Consider the following 15842-nt stretch of genomic DNA (forward strand, 5'->3'; position numbering starts at 1 on the left):
TGTTGTGGCCTCGCCAAACCCGTGCACGCACGGGGTAACTGATTACACACTAAGGAGTTGACGACATGGGTAAGGGTGACCGTAAGACCGCCAAGGGCAAGCGCTTCAACGCCAGCTATGGCATTTCGCGTTCGCACGTGAGCAAGGTGGCCGTGGGCGCAGCTGCGCCGGTTGCCAAGAAGACTGTCGCCAAGGCTGCTGCCAAGAAGGCTGTTGCCAAGAAGACCGTCGCCAAGGCCGGCTGATCCAGCCAGGCAGTGGTTACAGAAAAGCGGCGCATTGCGCCGCTTTTTTTGTGCCTGATCCGGATCGCGGATCGCCTTGGTGGGTTTCCCCGGGTGGGCTTCGCTTACCCGGGCTAGCTCACTTCGATTGGCGTAATGCCTGCTGCAGGGCCTGCGGGTCGCCATCGTTGGGCTGGGCCGGGATACCGATCAGCTGGGTCAGCAGCGGATAGACGTCGACGTTGTCGAAGGCGCTGAGCTGCTTGCCTTGTGCAAATGCCGGGCCGCGCGCGACGAATACCGCCTGCATCGACGGCAGCGCCGGGTCATAGCCGTGCGACCCGCGATCCCCCGGCTGGCGCTTGGCAATGCTGTCGCGGGTGATGGCGTCCCAGCCTTCCTGCATCTGGCAGACGATGGCCGGGATGCGCGGGTTGCTGCCGTAATGCCAGCGCGCCGGCAACTGCGCTTTGTTCCAGCATTGGTAGTGCGGGTGTTCGCCGAGCAATGCTTTTTTCGCATCAGCCTGCTTGCCTGGTAGCGGCGCGAAACCCACCGATTGCCCCACCGATACCACCTTGGCGACAGCCGGCGACACCATGTCTTCGATTGCAACAGCATTGCCGAACTTGACTGTTGCCATGCCGTGATCGGAAACCACGATCACATTGGTGGCATCGAGCAGCCCATCGCGGCGCATGCCATCCATCAGTTGACCGATGGCGGCATCGACCTGCTGCAATGCGGTCTTGTACTCGATTGAATCCGGGCCGTGCGCGTGCCCGGCCTTGTCCACCTGTTCCATGTAGGTGGCGACAAAGCGCGGCTTGATCGCATCCGGTTCGCCGTGCAGCCACGCCAGTACCTGGTTCATGCGCTCGGGCAGCGGCACGCTTTCGTCATACATGCGCCACTGGTTGGCGTGCAGGCCGCGCACCGGTGCTTCGCTGCCCGGCCACGACCAGGTGGCGCTCTTCAGGCCGGCCTTGCGCACGCTGACCCAGATAGGCTCGCCGCCATCCCACCAGGCGGCATTCTGCACGGCGGCGCGGTCGCTGACCTTGAACTCGCCAAGTGCATCGGCGCTCATCGCGTTGTGTACCAGGCCGTGGTGGTCCGGACGCAGGCCGGTGACCAGGGTGTAGTGATTGGGGAAGGTGAGCGAGGGGTAGGAAGGACGCATGCCGACGCTGCGCACGCCTTCGCGCGCCAAACGCATCAGGTTGGGGCTGTCCGCTTCGCTGAGTTTGTCCGCGCGCAGGCCGTCGATGGAGATCATCAATACAGTGGGCGGAACCGCCGGTGCGGCGACCGGGGAAGGCGTGCTGGCGCAGGCGGCAAGCAACGCGCAGGCCAGCACGCTGGTCGAAATACGTAGAAAAGTCATGCCGCCATGATAGGCCGCACCGGTGACCGTACAAATACAACCTTCGGCATGTTGTCTCCGGCTGATCGACCCTGTAGCCCGCGCAAGCAAAGCGCAACCGGGGAGCCCGCACGCTCAGCCAAACAGATCCGCCAGCCGCTCGTGCTCGCAGGGCACGCCTTCCAGTTTCAACAGCGCCGCCTTGGTCGGCAGCCCGCCGCCGAAGCCGGTGAGCGTGCCGTTGTTGCCGATCACGCGATGGCAAGGCAGCACGATGGGCAGCGGATTGCGGCCATTGGCGGCACCTACGGCACGCGTCGCGGTAGGGCGGCCGATGTGTTCGGCAAGCTGCCGGTAGCTCCAGGTGGCGCCAAACGGAATCTTCGCCAGCATGTGCCAGACCTGCAGCTGGAATTCGGTGCCGACGGGTGCCAGCTCCAGCTGGAAATCCTGGCGTTCGCCGCGCAGGTATTCCAGCAGCTGCCGGCGTGGCTCGGCCACCGCATCGGGGTCACGCTGCCAGTGCTCGCGGCCCTTGGCGTCGTGGCGGTTTTCGGCAAAAAGAATATGGCGCACACCGACATCGTCGACGGCGACGGTCAGCGCGCCGATGGGGCTGTCAAAGCGGTCGTAGTACAGAGTGTTCATGCGCTGGCCTCCGTTGCGGTCTTGGGATTCTTCTTTTGCGCCGGCACTGCCAGGTGCCAGAGGTGCAGCACGGCGTAGGCACGCCATGGCCGCCAGAGTTGTGAGCGGCGCTCGGTCTCGCGCTCGCTCAGGCGCTGGCCTTCGCCCAGTACCTGCTGCAGGACAAGATCGCCAGCGGGAAATGCGTCGGGCATGCCCATAGCGCGCAGCGCCATGTAGTGCGCGGTCCATGGGCCGATGCCGGGCAGGGCGGTGGCCTTGTGCACGAAACTTTCCAGGGTCTGCGCGCGGCTGAAATCCAACCGCTGGTCGGCGCAGGCGCGGGCGATGGCGCGCAGGGTGGCGGCACGGGTGCGTGGCAGGCCGATGCTTTCCAGCGGGGCCTCGACCAGTGCGGCGGGGGCAGGGAACTGCCGGTCCAGGCCTTCCGGCATGCCGGGCAGGTGCTCGCCGAAACGGTCGACCAGGCGCCGCGCCAGCGTGGTGGCGGCAGCAACGCTGACCTGTTGGCCGAGCACGGCGCGCGCGGCAACTTCGAATCCATCCCAGCCGCCGGGGATGCGCAGCCCAGGCCGTTCGGCGATGCCGCGTGCCAGCAGCGGCTCCTGTTGCAGGCAGGCATGCACCGTATGCAGGTCGGCATCCAGGTCGAATACCCGCCGCACTTTGGCGACGATGGCCGGAATGGCGCGCGGATCGGTGGTGCCCAGCTGCAGGCGCAGTTCCGGGCGTTTGGGATCGGCGGTGACCCGGATCAGGCTGGCAACGCCATTGGCGACCACCACGCGCTGGTAGCTGCTGTCATCGATGCATTCGATGCCGGGCAACGAGCGCCGCCGCAGGAAGCCCAGCATCGCGCTGAAATCCAGTGGCGGGCGGTAAGCCAGGCGCAGCACCGGTTCGCCGCCGGCGACCGCGCCGTGCTGCTTGCGCAGCGCGCTTGGCGGCATGCCGCAGCCGTCCAGGAAGGCGCTGTTGAAGCGGCGCAGGCTGTTGAAGCCGGCCGCCAAGGCGATCTGGGTCACCGGCAGGGCGGTTTCGGTCAGCAACTGCTTGGCCAGCAACAGGCGCCGGGTGGTGTGCAGCTGGGCCGGTGTGGCGCCCAGCTTGGCGACGAACAGACGCTGCAACTGACGCGCGCTGACACCCATGGCCTGGGCCAGGGCGGCGGCCGGCTGTTCCTGCAGAATGCCTTCGTTGAGCAGGACCAATGCCTGATGCAGGGTCTGGTCCTGCAGCAGATTGGCGTCGTCCGGGGACAGCTCGGGGCGGCAGCGCAGGCAGGGGCGGTAACCGGCGGCACTGGCTGCAGCGGCGGTCGGGTAATAGCTGACGTTCTCGGGCTTCGGTGGTGGTGCCGGGCACACCGGGCGGCAATAGATGCCGGTACTGCGCACGGCGGTATAGAACAGGCCGTCAAAGCGCGCATCGCGGGCCAGGCGGGCCTGTTCGCATTGAACGTGTGCGGGCATCAGGAAAGTTTGCATGGACCCAGTCTAGGCCCGGACGCGGACCGGGACTGGCCATTTTCGGACATCAATGCGCGCGACACTGTGTTGATTCACCGGGCGTTGCAGCAGGGTGGGCGTTGCGCACTAGACTGTTCACCTTCCTGGCGCCGCAGCGCCGCAGTACGGACCTGATTGCTCTCCATGTTGCCCAAGTTCTGGTGGTCGCCGTTGTTGTGCATCGGGCTGTTGGCCTGCAATCCGCAGGCCGGCGATAAGAAGCCCGTTGCCGATCAAGTCGCCGCGTTGGCTGCCGATGGCGACCACATGGTGTCGATCAACGCGGCCGATGCACCCAATCCGCCGGCGCCGGTGTTGCCGGCCAAGGACAGGCCGTGGCCGGAGCTGGTGCTGGAGAACGGCAAGGCCTGGGTCAGTTGCGGCACCGATTACGCCGGCGAGAACGGTGATGGCACCGAGCTGACCGGTCTGGACCGTGCCGGCCTGGATGCGGCGCTGGCGCCCTGCAAGGAGCGCGGCCTGCTGCGGGTGCGCTACGCGGGGAAGATCAATCCTTCCTTTGCCGCGCTGGTGACCCGCCTGGCGGTGGTGGCCGACGCGATGGAGATCAGCAAGCGGATCCTTGACCTGGATTCCAGCGGCGGCCAGGTGGAAGCGGCCATCGTCGCCGGTGACAGCATCGGCGAGTCGGGTTGGACCATCTGGGTGCGCGAAGGCTCGGTCTGCCACAGTGCCTGCGTGTTCGTGCTGGCCGCTGGCGACAACCGGCTGATCTCCGGCAAGGTCGGCATCCACCGCATGATGCGGATCAGCTCCACCGCAACCTCGCGCGCGGAGTTGAACAAGGAGCTGCACGAGGTCTACGACAACGTGAAGGATTACCTGCAGCGCAACGGCGTGGCGGTGGGCGTGGCCGATCTGATGATGACCGTGCCCAACCGCAGCCTGCGCGTGCTGACCAGCGACGAGCTCAAGCAGTACGGGCTGGACGGCACCAATGCGGTGCAGGACGACCTGGAGCGGATCAAGCAGATGCGCAAGTGCGGCGATGATTTCGTCCGCCGCAAGGACTCCTTCCTGATTGCCTTCGACCGTGAATGCAAGGCGGAAGGCGCGGACCTGGAAACCGTCAACCGCTGTGGCCAGGCCTTGAAGGAGCAGTTCGGCTTCCCTGATGAGATCTGCCCGGAGGAGAGCCCGTTGTCGGAAATCGATACGGCGATGCTGGAGCCGATGCCGACCACCATCCCGACCGGCGCTGCGGCGGTATCGGTGCCGGCTGCCGCAGTCCCGACGGCAACGGCCGCGCCTTTGGGCGGCCCCGGCGCACGAAAATGAATGAATGGGTTGATGCGGGCGGCAGTAAACCGTGATTGGATTGGCATTCCGTTCAACTGAAAGCGTCATGGAGAGAGCTATGCGATCCAGTTGTTTGTTGATGGCGTTGTCCTTGGCCCTGCCTGCAGCAGGCGCTTTCGCGCAGGCCCCGGCAGCGGCGCCTGCCCCCGCCGCCGCACCGACGCGGCCAGCAGCACCGGCGGCGGTCTCGGCTGCAGCACGGCCGGCACCGGCGCTGAACGCGGCGCAGCAGGCGCAGGTGGCCAAGCAGGACGCGGAGATGACCGCTGCCGCACAGCGCGTGGCGCAGCTGGTGGACAACCAGCAGGCCGCTTCGGTGTGGGACGGGGCGTCTGCTGTCGCGCGCAAGGCGGTGACCCGCGATGTGTTCGCCAACAACGTCAATGCCGACCGCGGCAAGCTTGGCGCGCTGGTATCGCGCGGCAAGCCCTCGATCACCCGCGTGCAGTATCCGGCCGGTGCCTCGGTGCCGGAAGGCATCTATTTGAATGTCAGTTTCCCCACCCGTTTCGCCAACAACGCGCAGCCGGTTCGCGAGCTGGTGTCGTTCCGTCTGGATGAGGACAAGGTGTGGCGGGCGTCGGGCTATAGCGTGCGCGCGGCCTCGGCCAACTGAGCGCGACTGCGGGCGACTTCGGTCAACCGAGCGTAATTGCGGGCGGTCTTGGCCAACTGAATACATGTAGAGGTAGTGCACACGGGCGCCGCGAGGCGCCCGTCGTGTTGTGGCCGTAGTGATGGGTTGTTGCCGTGTACCTGATCTGGATCAATGAATCCTTACTTCAGTCTGCTTACGCTGCCGGTGGTAGGCATAACGGAGCAGGACATGCGCAAGCTGGATGTAGTGGTGGTGGGGGCTGGCCCGGCGGGTTTGAGTCTGGCCCGCAGTCTGGCCGGCAGCGGTCTGTCGCTGGCCCTGGTCGAGCCGCAGCCGCTGGCGGCGTTGGCCGAGCCGGCCTTCGACGGCCGTGAGATCGCCTTGACCCATGCCTCGCGGCAGATCATGCGCAGCATGGGCCTGTGGCAGCGCATTGATCCGGCGCAGATATCGCCATTGCGCAGCGCCAAGGTCATGAACGGCAGTTCGCCGTTTGCGCTGGGGTTTGCCGCGCAGGGCGAGGGCGTCGATGAGCTGGGCTGGTTGATTCCCAATCACCTGATCCGGCGCGCGGCCTGGGAGGCGGTGCAGGAGCAGGCCGGGCTGGAACTGATCGACGGCCGTTCGGTAACTGCGATCGACGCCGGGGATGCGTACAGCACGGTGACCCTGAGCGACGGCAGTTCGTTGGGGGCGCGGTTGGTGGTGGCGGCCGACAGCCGCTTCTCGGCGACCCGGCGGATGATGGGGATCGGGGCGCAGATGCGCGACTTCGGCAAATCGATGCTGGTCTGCCGGATGCAATGCGAGCGGCCGCATGAACACGCCGCCTGGGAATGGTTCGGTTACGAGCGCACGCTGGCGATGTTGCCGCTGCCGGATAACCAGGCCTCGGCGGTGATCACCATGCCGCAGCAGCAGCTGCAGCATCTGCTGGCACTGGATGATGCTGACTTCGGCCGCACCGTCAGTGGCTATTTCGAACGGAGGCTGGGAGCGATGACGCCGGTCGGTACGCGCCATGCCTATCCGCTGGTGGGGGTGTATGCGCACCGCTTTGTCGGCAAGCGCTATGCGCTGATCGGCGATGCGGCGGTGGGCATGCATCCGGTCACCGCGCACGGTTTCAATTTCGGCCTGCAAAGCCAGCAACGGTTGGCGCGGCTGCTGCTGGACGCGGCCCGCGGCGGTGGCGATATCGGCGCGGACAGCCTGCTGGCCAGTTACCAGCGCGGTCACCGCTTGGCGACGCGGCCCCTGTATGAGGCGACCAACGCCATTGCCGGCCTCTACAACGACAGCCGTCTGCCGGCGCGACTGCTGCGCGGGGCGGCGCTGCGGGCCGCGCATGGCGTGGTCCCGTTCAGAAAGTTGATTGCCGGGCACCTGACCCAGGCCCGGGCGTAGCGAATCTAAGCTCCCTCCCTTTCGCGCAGCGAAGGGGAGGGTTGGGGAGGGGTAGCTTCTGAGGCTTTGGGAGATGTCGGCTTCGCGGCTGACGCCGCTCCCACAATCCCTATTCCTGCCGGTCCTGCCTGCTGATGGGGCGAGGGAGGTCCCCTGCCGAGCATGGCTCGGCACTACGCTCCGCATGGCTGGGCACTACGCTCCCTCCCTTTCGCGCAGCGAAGGGGAGGGTTGGGGAGGGGTAGCTTTTGAGGCTTTTGAAGTAAAACCAGCTTCGCGATTCATGGCCTGGGGCCACTCCGCGCCGCGCCGGCATTACTCGTCTTCGTCTTCCTCATCATCGTGGTGGCCATCCGGGTCCGGGTCGGCAAGCACGTTGATGCGGATATCGCCCAGTACGACCTGCTGGCCGCCACGGACTTTGCAGGCCTTGCGCAGTTCGACCACGCCATCGACCGTGACCTGGCCCTCGCTGATGATCATTTTGGCCTCGCCGCCGCTGGTGACCAGATCGGTCAGCTTCAGCAACTGCTTCAGTTCCACATAGTCGCGGTCAAGTTCGAAATCGATGGTTTGCATGGTGATTGCCGGTAAAAACGGGCACTATTGTGCGCTAAACAGTGGCCGCCCGGGGGCGTATGGCCGCTGGGCGCAGCCGTTGCTGTGTTCGCCAGCTGAACGGAAATCACGCCCCCCGCGACAGCAGGGCGCTTTAGAGCGCACAATACACGTCTTTTCGCCCGCCCGTTCGCGGCGGTGCCCCCGGAGTTACCCATGTCCCAAGATACCCCCGCGCCGCTGCTGTTTGCAGATCTCGGCCTGTCCGAGCCTGTGATGAAGGCAGTGGCCGAAGTCGGTTACGAGACCCCGTCACCGATCCAGGCTGCCACCATTCCAGCCATGCTGGAAGGCCGTGACGTGCTCGGCCAGGCGCAGACCGGCACCGGCAAGACCGGCGCCTTCGCGCTGCCAGTGCTGTCCAACATCAATCTTTCCGCCACCAAGCCGCAGGTGCTGGTGCTGGCGCCGACCCGCGAGCTGGCCATTCAGGTCGCCGAGGCGTTCCAGACCTATTCGGCATCGATGCCGGGCTTCCGCGTGCTGCCGGTGTACGGCGGCCAGCCTTACGGCCAGCAGCTGTCGGCCCTGCGCCGCGGCGTGCACGTCGTGGTCGGTACCCCGGGCCGCGTGATCGATCACCTCGATCGCGGCACCCTGGACCTGTCCGAGCTGAAGACGCTGGTGCTGGACGAAGCCGACGAAATGCTGCGCATGGGCTTCATCGACGACGTCGAAGCCGTGCTGAAGAAGCTGCCGGAAACCCGTCAGGTCGCGCTGTTCTCGGCCACCATGCCGCAGCAGATCCGTCGCATCGCGCAGACCTACCTGCGTGATCCGGTGGAAGTGACCATCCAGTCCAAGACCACCACGTCGGCCAATATCCGCCAGCGTTACTGGTGGGTTGCCGGCATGCACAAGCTCGACGCGCTGACCCGCATCCTGGAAGTGGAAACCTTCGACGCGATGATCATCTTCGCGCGCACCAAGGCCGGTACCGAGGAGCTTGCCAGCAAGCTGCAGGCGCGTGGCCTGGCGGCAGCCGCCATCAATGGCGACATGCAGCAGGCGCAGCGTGAGCGCACCATCGCCATGCTGAAGGAAGGCAAGCTCGACATCTTGGTTGCCACCGACGTGGCTGCCCGTGGTCTGGACGTGGAGCGCATCAGCCACGTGTTGAACTACGACATCCCGTACGACACCGAAAGCTACGTGCACCGTATTGGCCGTACCGGCCGTGCCGGCCGCAGCGGCGACGCGATCCTGTTCGTGACCCCGCGCGAGAAGGGCATGCTGCGCCAGATCGAGCGCGCTACCCGTCAGCCGATCGAAGAAATGCAGCTGCCGAGCGTGGATGCGGTCAACGACCACCGTGTGACCAAGTTCATGGACCGCATCAGCCAGACCGTGGCTGCCGGTGGCATTGAGTTCTACCGTGACCTGCTGCAGCGCTTCGAGGCCGAGCAGAACGTGCCGGCCATCGATATCGCCGCTGCACTGGCCAAGCTGCTGCAGGGTGATTCGCCGTTCCTGCTGACCCCGCCGTCGCGTGAGCGCAGCGCACCGTCGTTCGAGCGTAATGAGCGCAACGAGCGCAATGAGCGTCCGTCGCGTGACGGTGGCTTCCACCGCCGTGATGACCGCAACGCTGACCGTGGCGAGCGCCCGGCCCGTTTCGAGCCGCGTTTCGAACGTGCCCCGCGCCAGGATGACGGCGAGCGCGCACCGCGTCCGCCGCGTGGCGAAGGTGACTTCGAGTCGCGTCCGCGCCGCGAAATGCCGCCGCGCAGCGCGCCGGAGTTCGGCATGGAGAGCTACCGCATTGAAGTGGGTCACACCCATGGCGTGAAGCCGGCCAACATCGTTGGCGCGATTGCCAACGAAGCCGGCCTGGAAAGCCGTTTCATCGGCCGCATCGACATCCATGACGGTCACTCGGTGCTGGATCTGCCGGCAGACATGCCGACCGACGTCCTGCAGCACCTGAAGAAGGTGTGGGTCTCCGGCCAGCAGCTGCAGATGCGCAAGCTTGAGGCGGGCGAAGACCAGGGCGGCGCCGCGACGCCGTTCAAGCCGCGCTTCGACAAGGGTGACGGCAAGCCGGGTGGCCCGCGTCCGGGTGGCCCGCGCGGCCCGCGTCCGGGCGGCCCAGGTGGCCCGGGTGGTTCGCGTCCGGGTGGCTTCAAGCCGCGTGGCCCGCGCAACTACTGATCCAGTCAGTCCAATGCATCAACAGACAACCCCGGCGCTGCCGGGGTTGTCTGTTTTGGCCGTTTGCCGGGCTGCCAGGACAGGCCGGGGCAACAAGTTCAAGCCGCGACCGCCTTCACGTACTGCTTGCGCCGGGTTATTGCGATAATGCGGCGTATCCGCGTCGGGGAACGCGAAAGGGAAGGTCATGGAAGAAGCGGGAGGGGCGGTTGCTGGCAGGCTCAGGCGTGGATGGACCGTGCTCGTTCTGCTGGCGCTGTGCCTCACGGTCTGGCCAGTGCTGGGCGCAGCGCAACCGCTGCAGGTTGACCGTGATTACCTGATAGCCGGTGCCGCAACCTCCGAACAGGCGCCGCTGCGTGCCTGCAGTGCCGAAGCCTTGGCGCGGATGCGGCCGGCGATTGAAATCGCCGCGCCCCCTGGGGGCTGGTCGGGTGCGCCACAGGGCGTGGGCGTTTTCAACGTCTTTGCCGGCGAGGTGATGATTTTCCATGGTGACCGCCAGGTCTGCGGCGACATGCAGGATGCGCGTACCCGCGACTCCCGTTTCCGCGCCGGCGTCGGCCTGGTGGTGGTGCCCAAGCGCGGCACGGTGGAACCTATCCGGGTGGCCTGGGAGTCACCGCTGAAGCCGCGCTGGATCCCTACCGTGCATCTGGGTGCGCCCAGTCCGCTGCAACAGCAGGACACCTTGCGGCTGGTGGTCCGCACCGCCTGCGTGGCCATCGCATTGGCATTGGCGTTGTCGGCGTTGATGGGGTTTGCCACCACGCGCGGGCGCGATTTTCTGACCTACACCCTGGTTTGTGCGCTGCTGGTGGTCTGGCAGGCCGTGTTGAGCGGGCTCAGCGGCTATCCCGAGCCATGGCTGCCGGTGGGCCGGCATGCGCCGGTATGGATGGTCGCGGTGTCCGCGCTCAGCTATGCGGTGATGGGCTGGGTGCTGTGGCGCATGTGTGGCGGGCGCTGGGTGCTGCGCGGTTCGCGTCGCTGGATGCAGGGGCTGATGATCGTGTTGGGGCTGGTGGCGTTGGCGGCACCGCTGATGACATGGCCGGTGCTGGCGTGGATGGGGGTGGCGCTGGACGACCTGTTCACGCTGATCTGCATGGTGTCCGTGGGTATCGCCATCGTCGCGTTGCGGCGAGGCTACTTCCAGGCGCTGGATGGCCTGGTGGCGGTGATTCCGCTGCTGGTGATGGCGCTGGCCGACCTGATGGACAGCCGCCTGCTGGTGGAGTTCAGGGTGGAGGCCATCCAGGTCTCGGTCACCTGGTTCCTGATGATGTCGGCGTACTCGCTCAACCGCAGCCTCAGCCAGTTGCGCCGGCAGCGCGATGAAATGCGTGAGCTGGCCGATACCGACACCCTGACCGGCCTGCCCAACCGCCGCGCCGGCCTGCGCCAACTGGAACACTATATGGCCCAGGCCAAGGCCGCCGGGCAGCCGCTGTCGATCGGCTTCCTGGATATCGATCTGTTCAAGCAGATCAATGACCACTACGGCCACGATGGCGGCGACGAGGTGCTGGTGTCGGTGGCGGGAACCTTGTTGACCGGCGTGCGCAGCCGCAGCGACGTGATCCGCATGGGCGGCGAGGAGTTCCTGATTCTGTTGCCGGGCATTGGCGCTGATGCTGCGCGGCCGCGGCTGGAGCAGTTGCGCGAAAAAGTGACCGCCCAGGCGCGTGGGCTCAAGCACGAAGGCCTGGTAGTCACGGCCAGCATCGGCCTGGCCGAGCTGCAATACCGCGACAGCGACGTGGCCGGGCTGCTGCGGCGTGCCGACAACGCCATGTACCGGGCCAAGCGCAGCGGCCGTGACCAGGTGGTGGACGCACGCGATATCCAGGAAGTGGCCTGAACGCAGCGTCTGTGCCCGCTGTTCCCGCTGCGGGCGATGGCGGATAATTCGCCGATGACAATCCGAATCAACAAGCACATTGCCGAAACCGGCTTCTGTTCGCGCCGCGAGGCCGACCGCCTGCTCGCCGCCCGTCGCGTCACCGTCAACGGCATCGTCGCCGGCACTGGCGCCGTGGTGGGCGAGGGCGACGAGGTCAAGGTTGACGGCCAGCCGTTGCGCGCCCGTGCGGTGCAGAAGAGCACCGGCCGCCGCCACGTCTATATCGTGCTGAACAAGCCGGTGGGCATCACCTGCACCACCGAGAGCGCGGTCAAGGACAACATCGTCGAGTTCGTCGGCCATGAGCAGCGCATCTTCCCGATCGGCCGCCTGGACAAGGATTCCGAAGGGCTGATCCTGTTGACCAGCAATGGCGATATCGTCAACCAGATCCTGCGCGCCGAGAACGGCCACCAGAAGGAATACCTGGTCGCGGTCAACAAGCCGGTCACCGATGAGTTCCTGCGTGGCATGGCCCGTGGCGTACGCATCCGCAACGAGACCACGCTGCCTTGCCGTACCAGCCGCATCGGCAAGTACGGCTTCCGCATCATCCTGGAGCAGGGCTTGAACCGGCAGATCCGCTTGATGGCGTCCGAGTTCGGCTACCGCGTCAATCAGCTGCGCCGCGTGCGCATCGACAACGTGAAGATCGGTGCCTTGAAGCCGGGCCAGTGGCGCAACCTGAGCGAACAGGAACTGCACGGCCTGCTGCCGCAACAGCAGCAGTGGTGAAGTGTGACGCGCTCACCGCGCCTTGCGTGGTGAGCCGCTAGACTCTGCAGCGCTCACCATCCTGCCGCTTTGGACTCGTGCATGATCAAGCCCGCATTGCCTGCCAATGAAGCTGAACGTCTTGCCGCGCTGCAACGCTATCGCGTGCTGGACACCGCACGCGAACAGGAATTCGATGATCTGGTGACCATCGCCCGCACCATCTGCGGCACGCCGATGGGCGCGGTGACCTTGATCGACCGTGACCGCCAATGGTTCAAGGCACTGCAGGGCCTGGATGCGGAACAGACCCCGCGCGAAGATGCGTTCTGCGCCCACACCATTCTCAAGCCGGAAGAGCTGATGGTGGTGGCCGACGCCCGCCAGGACCATCGTTTCAGCGGCAATCCGTCGGTCCTGGGTGACCCGCATATCCGTTTCTACGCCGGCGCGCCGCTGCTGAGCAGTGATGGCTATGCGCTGGGTTCGCTGTGCGTGTTCGACTCGGTGCCGTCCGATCTCGGCGCCCCGCAGGCCGATGCCCTGCGCGCGCTGTCGCGGCAGGTCAGCCGGATGATGGAAATGCGCCTTTTACGGCTGGAAATCGACCATCACCAGGACGAGCACGACTGGTACGAGGCACGCTTGATCGAGTACTACCAGCAGCTTGAACAGGCCAACATGGAGCTGTCCGAGCAGACCCGGACCGACCCGCTGACCGGCTTGCCCAACCGGCGAGCCTTGGCCGCCGCGCTCACTGAAGCCATCGGGCGTACCGGCGAGGCTGCACCGGCGGTGGCAATCGTCGATATCGATCACTTCAAGATGGTCAACGATATTCACGGGCACGGCGAAGGCGACCAGGTACTGACCGAACTGGCCGCCGTGCTCAAGTCGCAATTCTCCGCGCGCGGCATGGCTGCCCGCTATGGCGGCGAGGAGTTCGTGATCCTGATGCCGGATACGCCGCTGCAACAGGCCGAGCTGCAATGCGAATACCTGCGCGAATCAGTCAGCCTGCTGCCGATTGGCCTGCCGATCACGGTCAGCATCGGCCTGGCCGTGCACCGCGCTGGCGAAGCCCCGGGTGAAACCCTGCGCCGTGCCGATGCCGCGCTGTATCAGGCCAAGGCCCAAGGCCGCGACCGGGTGGTCGTGGCGAGCTGAGTAGCATTGCGTAACCGGTCTTCGTAGCCCGGGTAGGCGCAGCGCACCCGGGAACACACGGTGGCGCAGACATCACGTTGTGCGCGTGAGACTACCTGGCCGAATCACCTTGGCTCATGCCTGAAGCAACCGCCGGGTGCGCTGCGCTTACCCGGGCTACCACGGCCGACCAACCGATCAGATCGAGCCGGTACTTGCCGCTGCCGGGCGCAGGCGATTGAGCAGGGGGTGCAGGAACACGCCGCCAAGGATGATCGCCACGCCCAGATAGAACTGCGGCGTCAGCTCGTGCTGCTCGCTGAGGAACAGCATCGCCAGCAGGATCGCGTAGACCGGTTCCAGGTTGGTGACCAACTGCACCGTGTAAGCACTCAGGTGCTTGAGCGCCACCAGCGCCAACGCAAACGGCAGCAGCGTGCACAACCCGGACAGGGCCAGCAGTAGCAGGCCGTCGTGCAGGTTGGGCAGCACCCACAGGTCGCTGGCCAAGGCTGGCAGCAGGAACGGCAGTACCGGAGCCAACAGGGTCAGCGTCAAGGTGCCTGCGCCCAATTCCACGGCAGTGACGGTCAGCGGATCGGCATGCCCGACCATGCGCTTGTTGAGCGAACCGAAGAGGGCAACCAGCAATGCAGATGCGGCACCTACCGCCACGCCCAGACGCATGCCATCGGGTACACCACCCACCACCAGGGCCACGCCGGGCAAGACCACCACGCCCAGCGCCAACTCACGCATCTGGAACGGGCGTCGCGCGATCCATGGTTCGATGATGGCGGTGAATACCGGTGCCAGCGCGATGCAGGTTGCCGCCACCGAGGCGTTGGCCAGCTTCACCGCGCCATAGAAGGTCAGCCAGTGCAGCGCGACCAGCGCACCGATGCCGGCGTAGCCCAGCGCCAGCCGCAGGTTGAGGCTGGACAGGCCGCGCCACACGCGCGGCAGCAGCGCCAGCATCGCCACCACCAGCAGCATGCGCCACCACACCAGCGGCAGTGCCGGCAGGGTGATCAGCTTGCCGAGGATGGCAGTGACACCCCATAACAGGACGCAGAAATGGATCTGCAACAAGGCTTTGCGGTTGTCGTTGGTCGGCATCGCGCTATTGTCGCTGATGCCGGGGGCAATCGCTGCAGCGCGGGCTTCAGTTTTTGTCGACCAAGGCCTGCAGTGCGCGTGCCGCCGCCGGGTTGCGGTGCTTGGCGGCGCTGATGAAGTAGAGGAAGACCTCGCGCGGCTTGGCCGGCGCCAGCGGTGCGGTCAGGTGCGGTAGCTCGGCCACGTCCTTGCCCGCCCGCCAGCTGTGCACATGCTTGGCCCACTGCCGCAGTTCAGTGGCCGGGTAGCCGCTGGCATGTTCATCGCGGCTGCCCATCAGCCGCGCATAGACGAAGTCAGCGGACAGGTCGGCGGCATTGGGATGGTCGGTGGAATCCGTATAGACCAGCGCGATGCCATGCTGGCGGATCAGCGCAATCAGTTCGGCATCAAAGCAGTTGGGGTCGCGGACTTCCAGCGCATGCCGTTGGCGGCGGCCGTTGACCTGCTGCGGCAGCAACTGCAGGAACTCGGCGAGATCGTCGCGGTCCAGCGTGCGCCCGGTTTCGAACTGCCAGACCAGCGGCCCCAGCCGGTCGCCGAGATGGCCGATGCCATCGATGAAGTCGTCGATCTGCCCGCCGGTACCAGCCAGCTTGCGCGCAGTGACAATGCGCTTGGGCGCCTTGGCCGAAAACACGAAGCCTTCGGGCGTGGCATCGCGCCAAGCGGTGTAGATATGCGGTTTCTGCGCACCGTAATAGGTGCCGTTGATCTCGATGCTGGTCAGCTGCTGGCTGGCGAACTCCAGCTCACGGCGCTGCACCAGCCCGACCGGGTAGAAGGTGCCGCCGCGCCAGGGCACATAGGTCCAGCCGCCGATGCCGATGTGGACGCCGGGTGCATGCGCGGTGCTGGCAAACAGATCGTTCAAGGCAAGGCCCTGTTGTTGTGGGGGCGGCCTGCGCCGCGTAGTAGACAATGTAACTGCACAAGGTAGTGCCGAGCCATGCTCGGCAGAAGCTTTACCAGCGTTCCAAACGCTATGTGGAACGCCTCTGTAGTGCCGAGCCATGCTCGGCAAAAGCTTTACCGGCGTTCCAAACGCTACGTGCAAAGCATCTGTAGTGCCGAGCCATGCTCGGCAGGAGCTTTACCAGCGATCCAAACGCTACGT

The 15842-nt window shown here is 65.8% G+C and carries 14 protein-coding genes; 8 read left to right on the forward strand and 6 right to left on the reverse strand.

Features of this window, described 5'->3' with window-relative positions; translation table 11 throughout:
- Nucleotides 1–65 precede the first annotated feature (65 nt).
- A complete protein-coding gene (locus ACVOKO_RS13535) occupies nucleotides 66–245 on the forward strand; it encodes a 30S ribosomal protein THX (protein WP_057630568.1) in 180 nt (59 codons plus the stop codon).
- Nucleotides 246–363: 118 nt separating this feature from the next.
- Here the strand turns inward: ACVOKO_RS13535 and ACVOKO_RS13540 are convergent, their stop codons facing one another.
- The 3 genes from ACVOKO_RS13540 to ACVOKO_RS13550 all read right to left on the reverse strand — a co-directional run bounded on the left by ACVOKO_RS13540 (nucleotide 364) and on the right by ACVOKO_RS13550 (nucleotide 3725).
- A complete protein-coding gene (locus ACVOKO_RS13540) occupies nucleotides 364–1611 on the reverse strand; it encodes an alkaline phosphatase family protein (RefSeq protein ID WP_346499430.1) in 1248 nt (415 codons plus the stop codon).
- Nucleotides 1612–1725: 114 nt separating this feature from the next.
- Complete coding sequence (locus ACVOKO_RS13545) at nucleotides 1726–2238, reverse strand: methylated-DNA--[protein]-cysteine S-methyltransferase (protein WP_346499431.1); 513 nt, start codon at nucleotides 2236–2238, stop codon at nucleotides 1726–1728.
- Nucleotides 2235–3725 (reverse strand): DNA-3-methyladenine glycosylase 2 family protein, encoded by a 1491-nt coding sequence (locus ACVOKO_RS13550; RefSeq protein ID WP_430980782.1) that lies wholly within the window; start codon nucleotides 3723–3725, stop codon nucleotides 2235–2237. Before ACVOKO_RS13550 ends, ACVOKO_RS13545 begins: the two co-directional genes overlap by 4 nt.
- 165 nt (nucleotides 3726–3890) lie before the next feature.
- On the opposite strand from ACVOKO_RS13550, the gene ACVOKO_RS13555 reads away from it, so the two are divergent.
- The 3 genes from ACVOKO_RS13555 (at nucleotide 3891) to ubiM (ending at nucleotide 7071) form a co-directional block, all read left to right on the forward strand.
- A complete protein-coding gene (locus ACVOKO_RS13555; RefSeq protein WP_346499433.1) occupies nucleotides 3891–5045 on the forward strand; it encodes a COG3904 family protein in 1155 nt (384 codons plus the stop codon).
- Between the two features lie 79 nt (nucleotides 5046–5124).
- Nucleotides 5125–5682 carry a DUF4019 domain-containing protein gene (locus ACVOKO_RS13560; protein WP_346499434.1) on the forward strand — a complete coding sequence of 186 codons (558 nt, stop codon included), beginning with the start codon at nucleotides 5125–5127 and terminating at the stop codon, nucleotides 5680–5682.
- Between the two features lie 210 nt (nucleotides 5683–5892).
- Nucleotides 5893–7071, forward strand: a complete 1179-nt coding sequence (gene ubiM, locus ACVOKO_RS13565) for a 5-demethoxyubiquinol-8 5-hydroxylase UbiM (RefSeq protein WP_346499435.1) — start codon at nucleotides 5893–5895, stop codon at nucleotides 7069–7071.
- Between the two features lie 315 nt (nucleotides 7072–7386).
- On the opposite strand, the gene ACVOKO_RS13570 is transcribed toward ubiM, so the two are convergent.
- Nucleotides 7387–7650 carry an RNA-binding S4 domain-containing protein gene (locus ACVOKO_RS13570; protein ID WP_346499436.1) on the reverse strand — a complete coding sequence of 88 codons (264 nt, stop codon included), beginning with the start codon at nucleotides 7648–7650 and terminating at the stop codon, nucleotides 7387–7389.
- Nucleotides 7651–7845: 195 nt separating this feature from the next.
- On the opposite strand from ACVOKO_RS13570, the gene ACVOKO_RS13575 reads away from it, so the two are divergent.
- From ACVOKO_RS13575 to ACVOKO_RS13590, 4 genes are all read left to right on the forward strand, one after another.
- A complete protein-coding gene (locus tag ACVOKO_RS13575) occupies nucleotides 7846–9840 on the forward strand; it encodes a DEAD/DEAH box helicase (protein ID WP_346499437.1) in 1995 nt (664 codons plus the stop codon).
- A 238-nt stretch (nucleotides 9841–10078) separates the two neighbouring features.
- The gene (locus tag ACVOKO_RS13580; protein ID WP_346499438.1) at nucleotides 10079–11704 is read left to right on the forward strand and encodes a GGDEF domain-containing protein; all 1626 of its coding nucleotides are present in this window, start codon (nucleotides 10079–10081) and stop codon (nucleotides 11702–11704) included.
- Nucleotides 11705–11758: 54 nt separating this feature from the next.
- Entirely contained in the window at nucleotides 11759–12481 is a 723-nt protein-coding gene (locus tag ACVOKO_RS13585) for a pseudouridine synthase (protein ID WP_346499439.1), read from the forward strand.
- Between the two features lie 81 nt (nucleotides 12482–12562).
- Nucleotides 12563–13627, forward strand: coding sequence for a GGDEF domain-containing protein (locus tag ACVOKO_RS13590; RefSeq protein ID WP_346499440.1), 1065 nt, complete (start codon nucleotides 12563–12565; stop codon nucleotides 13625–13627).
- A gap of 177 nt (nucleotides 13628–13804) precedes the next feature.
- On the opposite strand, the gene ACVOKO_RS13595 is transcribed toward ACVOKO_RS13590, so the two are convergent.
- Together ACVOKO_RS13595 and ACVOKO_RS13600 are read right to left on the reverse strand one after the other, a co-directional pair.
- The gene (locus ACVOKO_RS13595) at nucleotides 13805–14725 is read right to left on the reverse strand and encodes a DMT family transporter (protein ID WP_346499441.1); all 921 of its coding nucleotides are present in this window, start codon (nucleotides 14723–14725) and stop codon (nucleotides 13805–13807) included.
- A 46-nt stretch (nucleotides 14726–14771) separates the two neighbouring features.
- Nucleotides 14772–15599, reverse strand: a complete 828-nt coding sequence (locus tag ACVOKO_RS13600) for a DUF72 domain-containing protein (protein WP_346499442.1) — start codon at nucleotides 15597–15599, stop codon at nucleotides 14772–14774.
- Nucleotides 15600–15842 lie beyond the last annotated feature (243 nt).

It is taken from the genome of Stenotrophomonas sp. STEN240 (assembly GCF_056756175.1).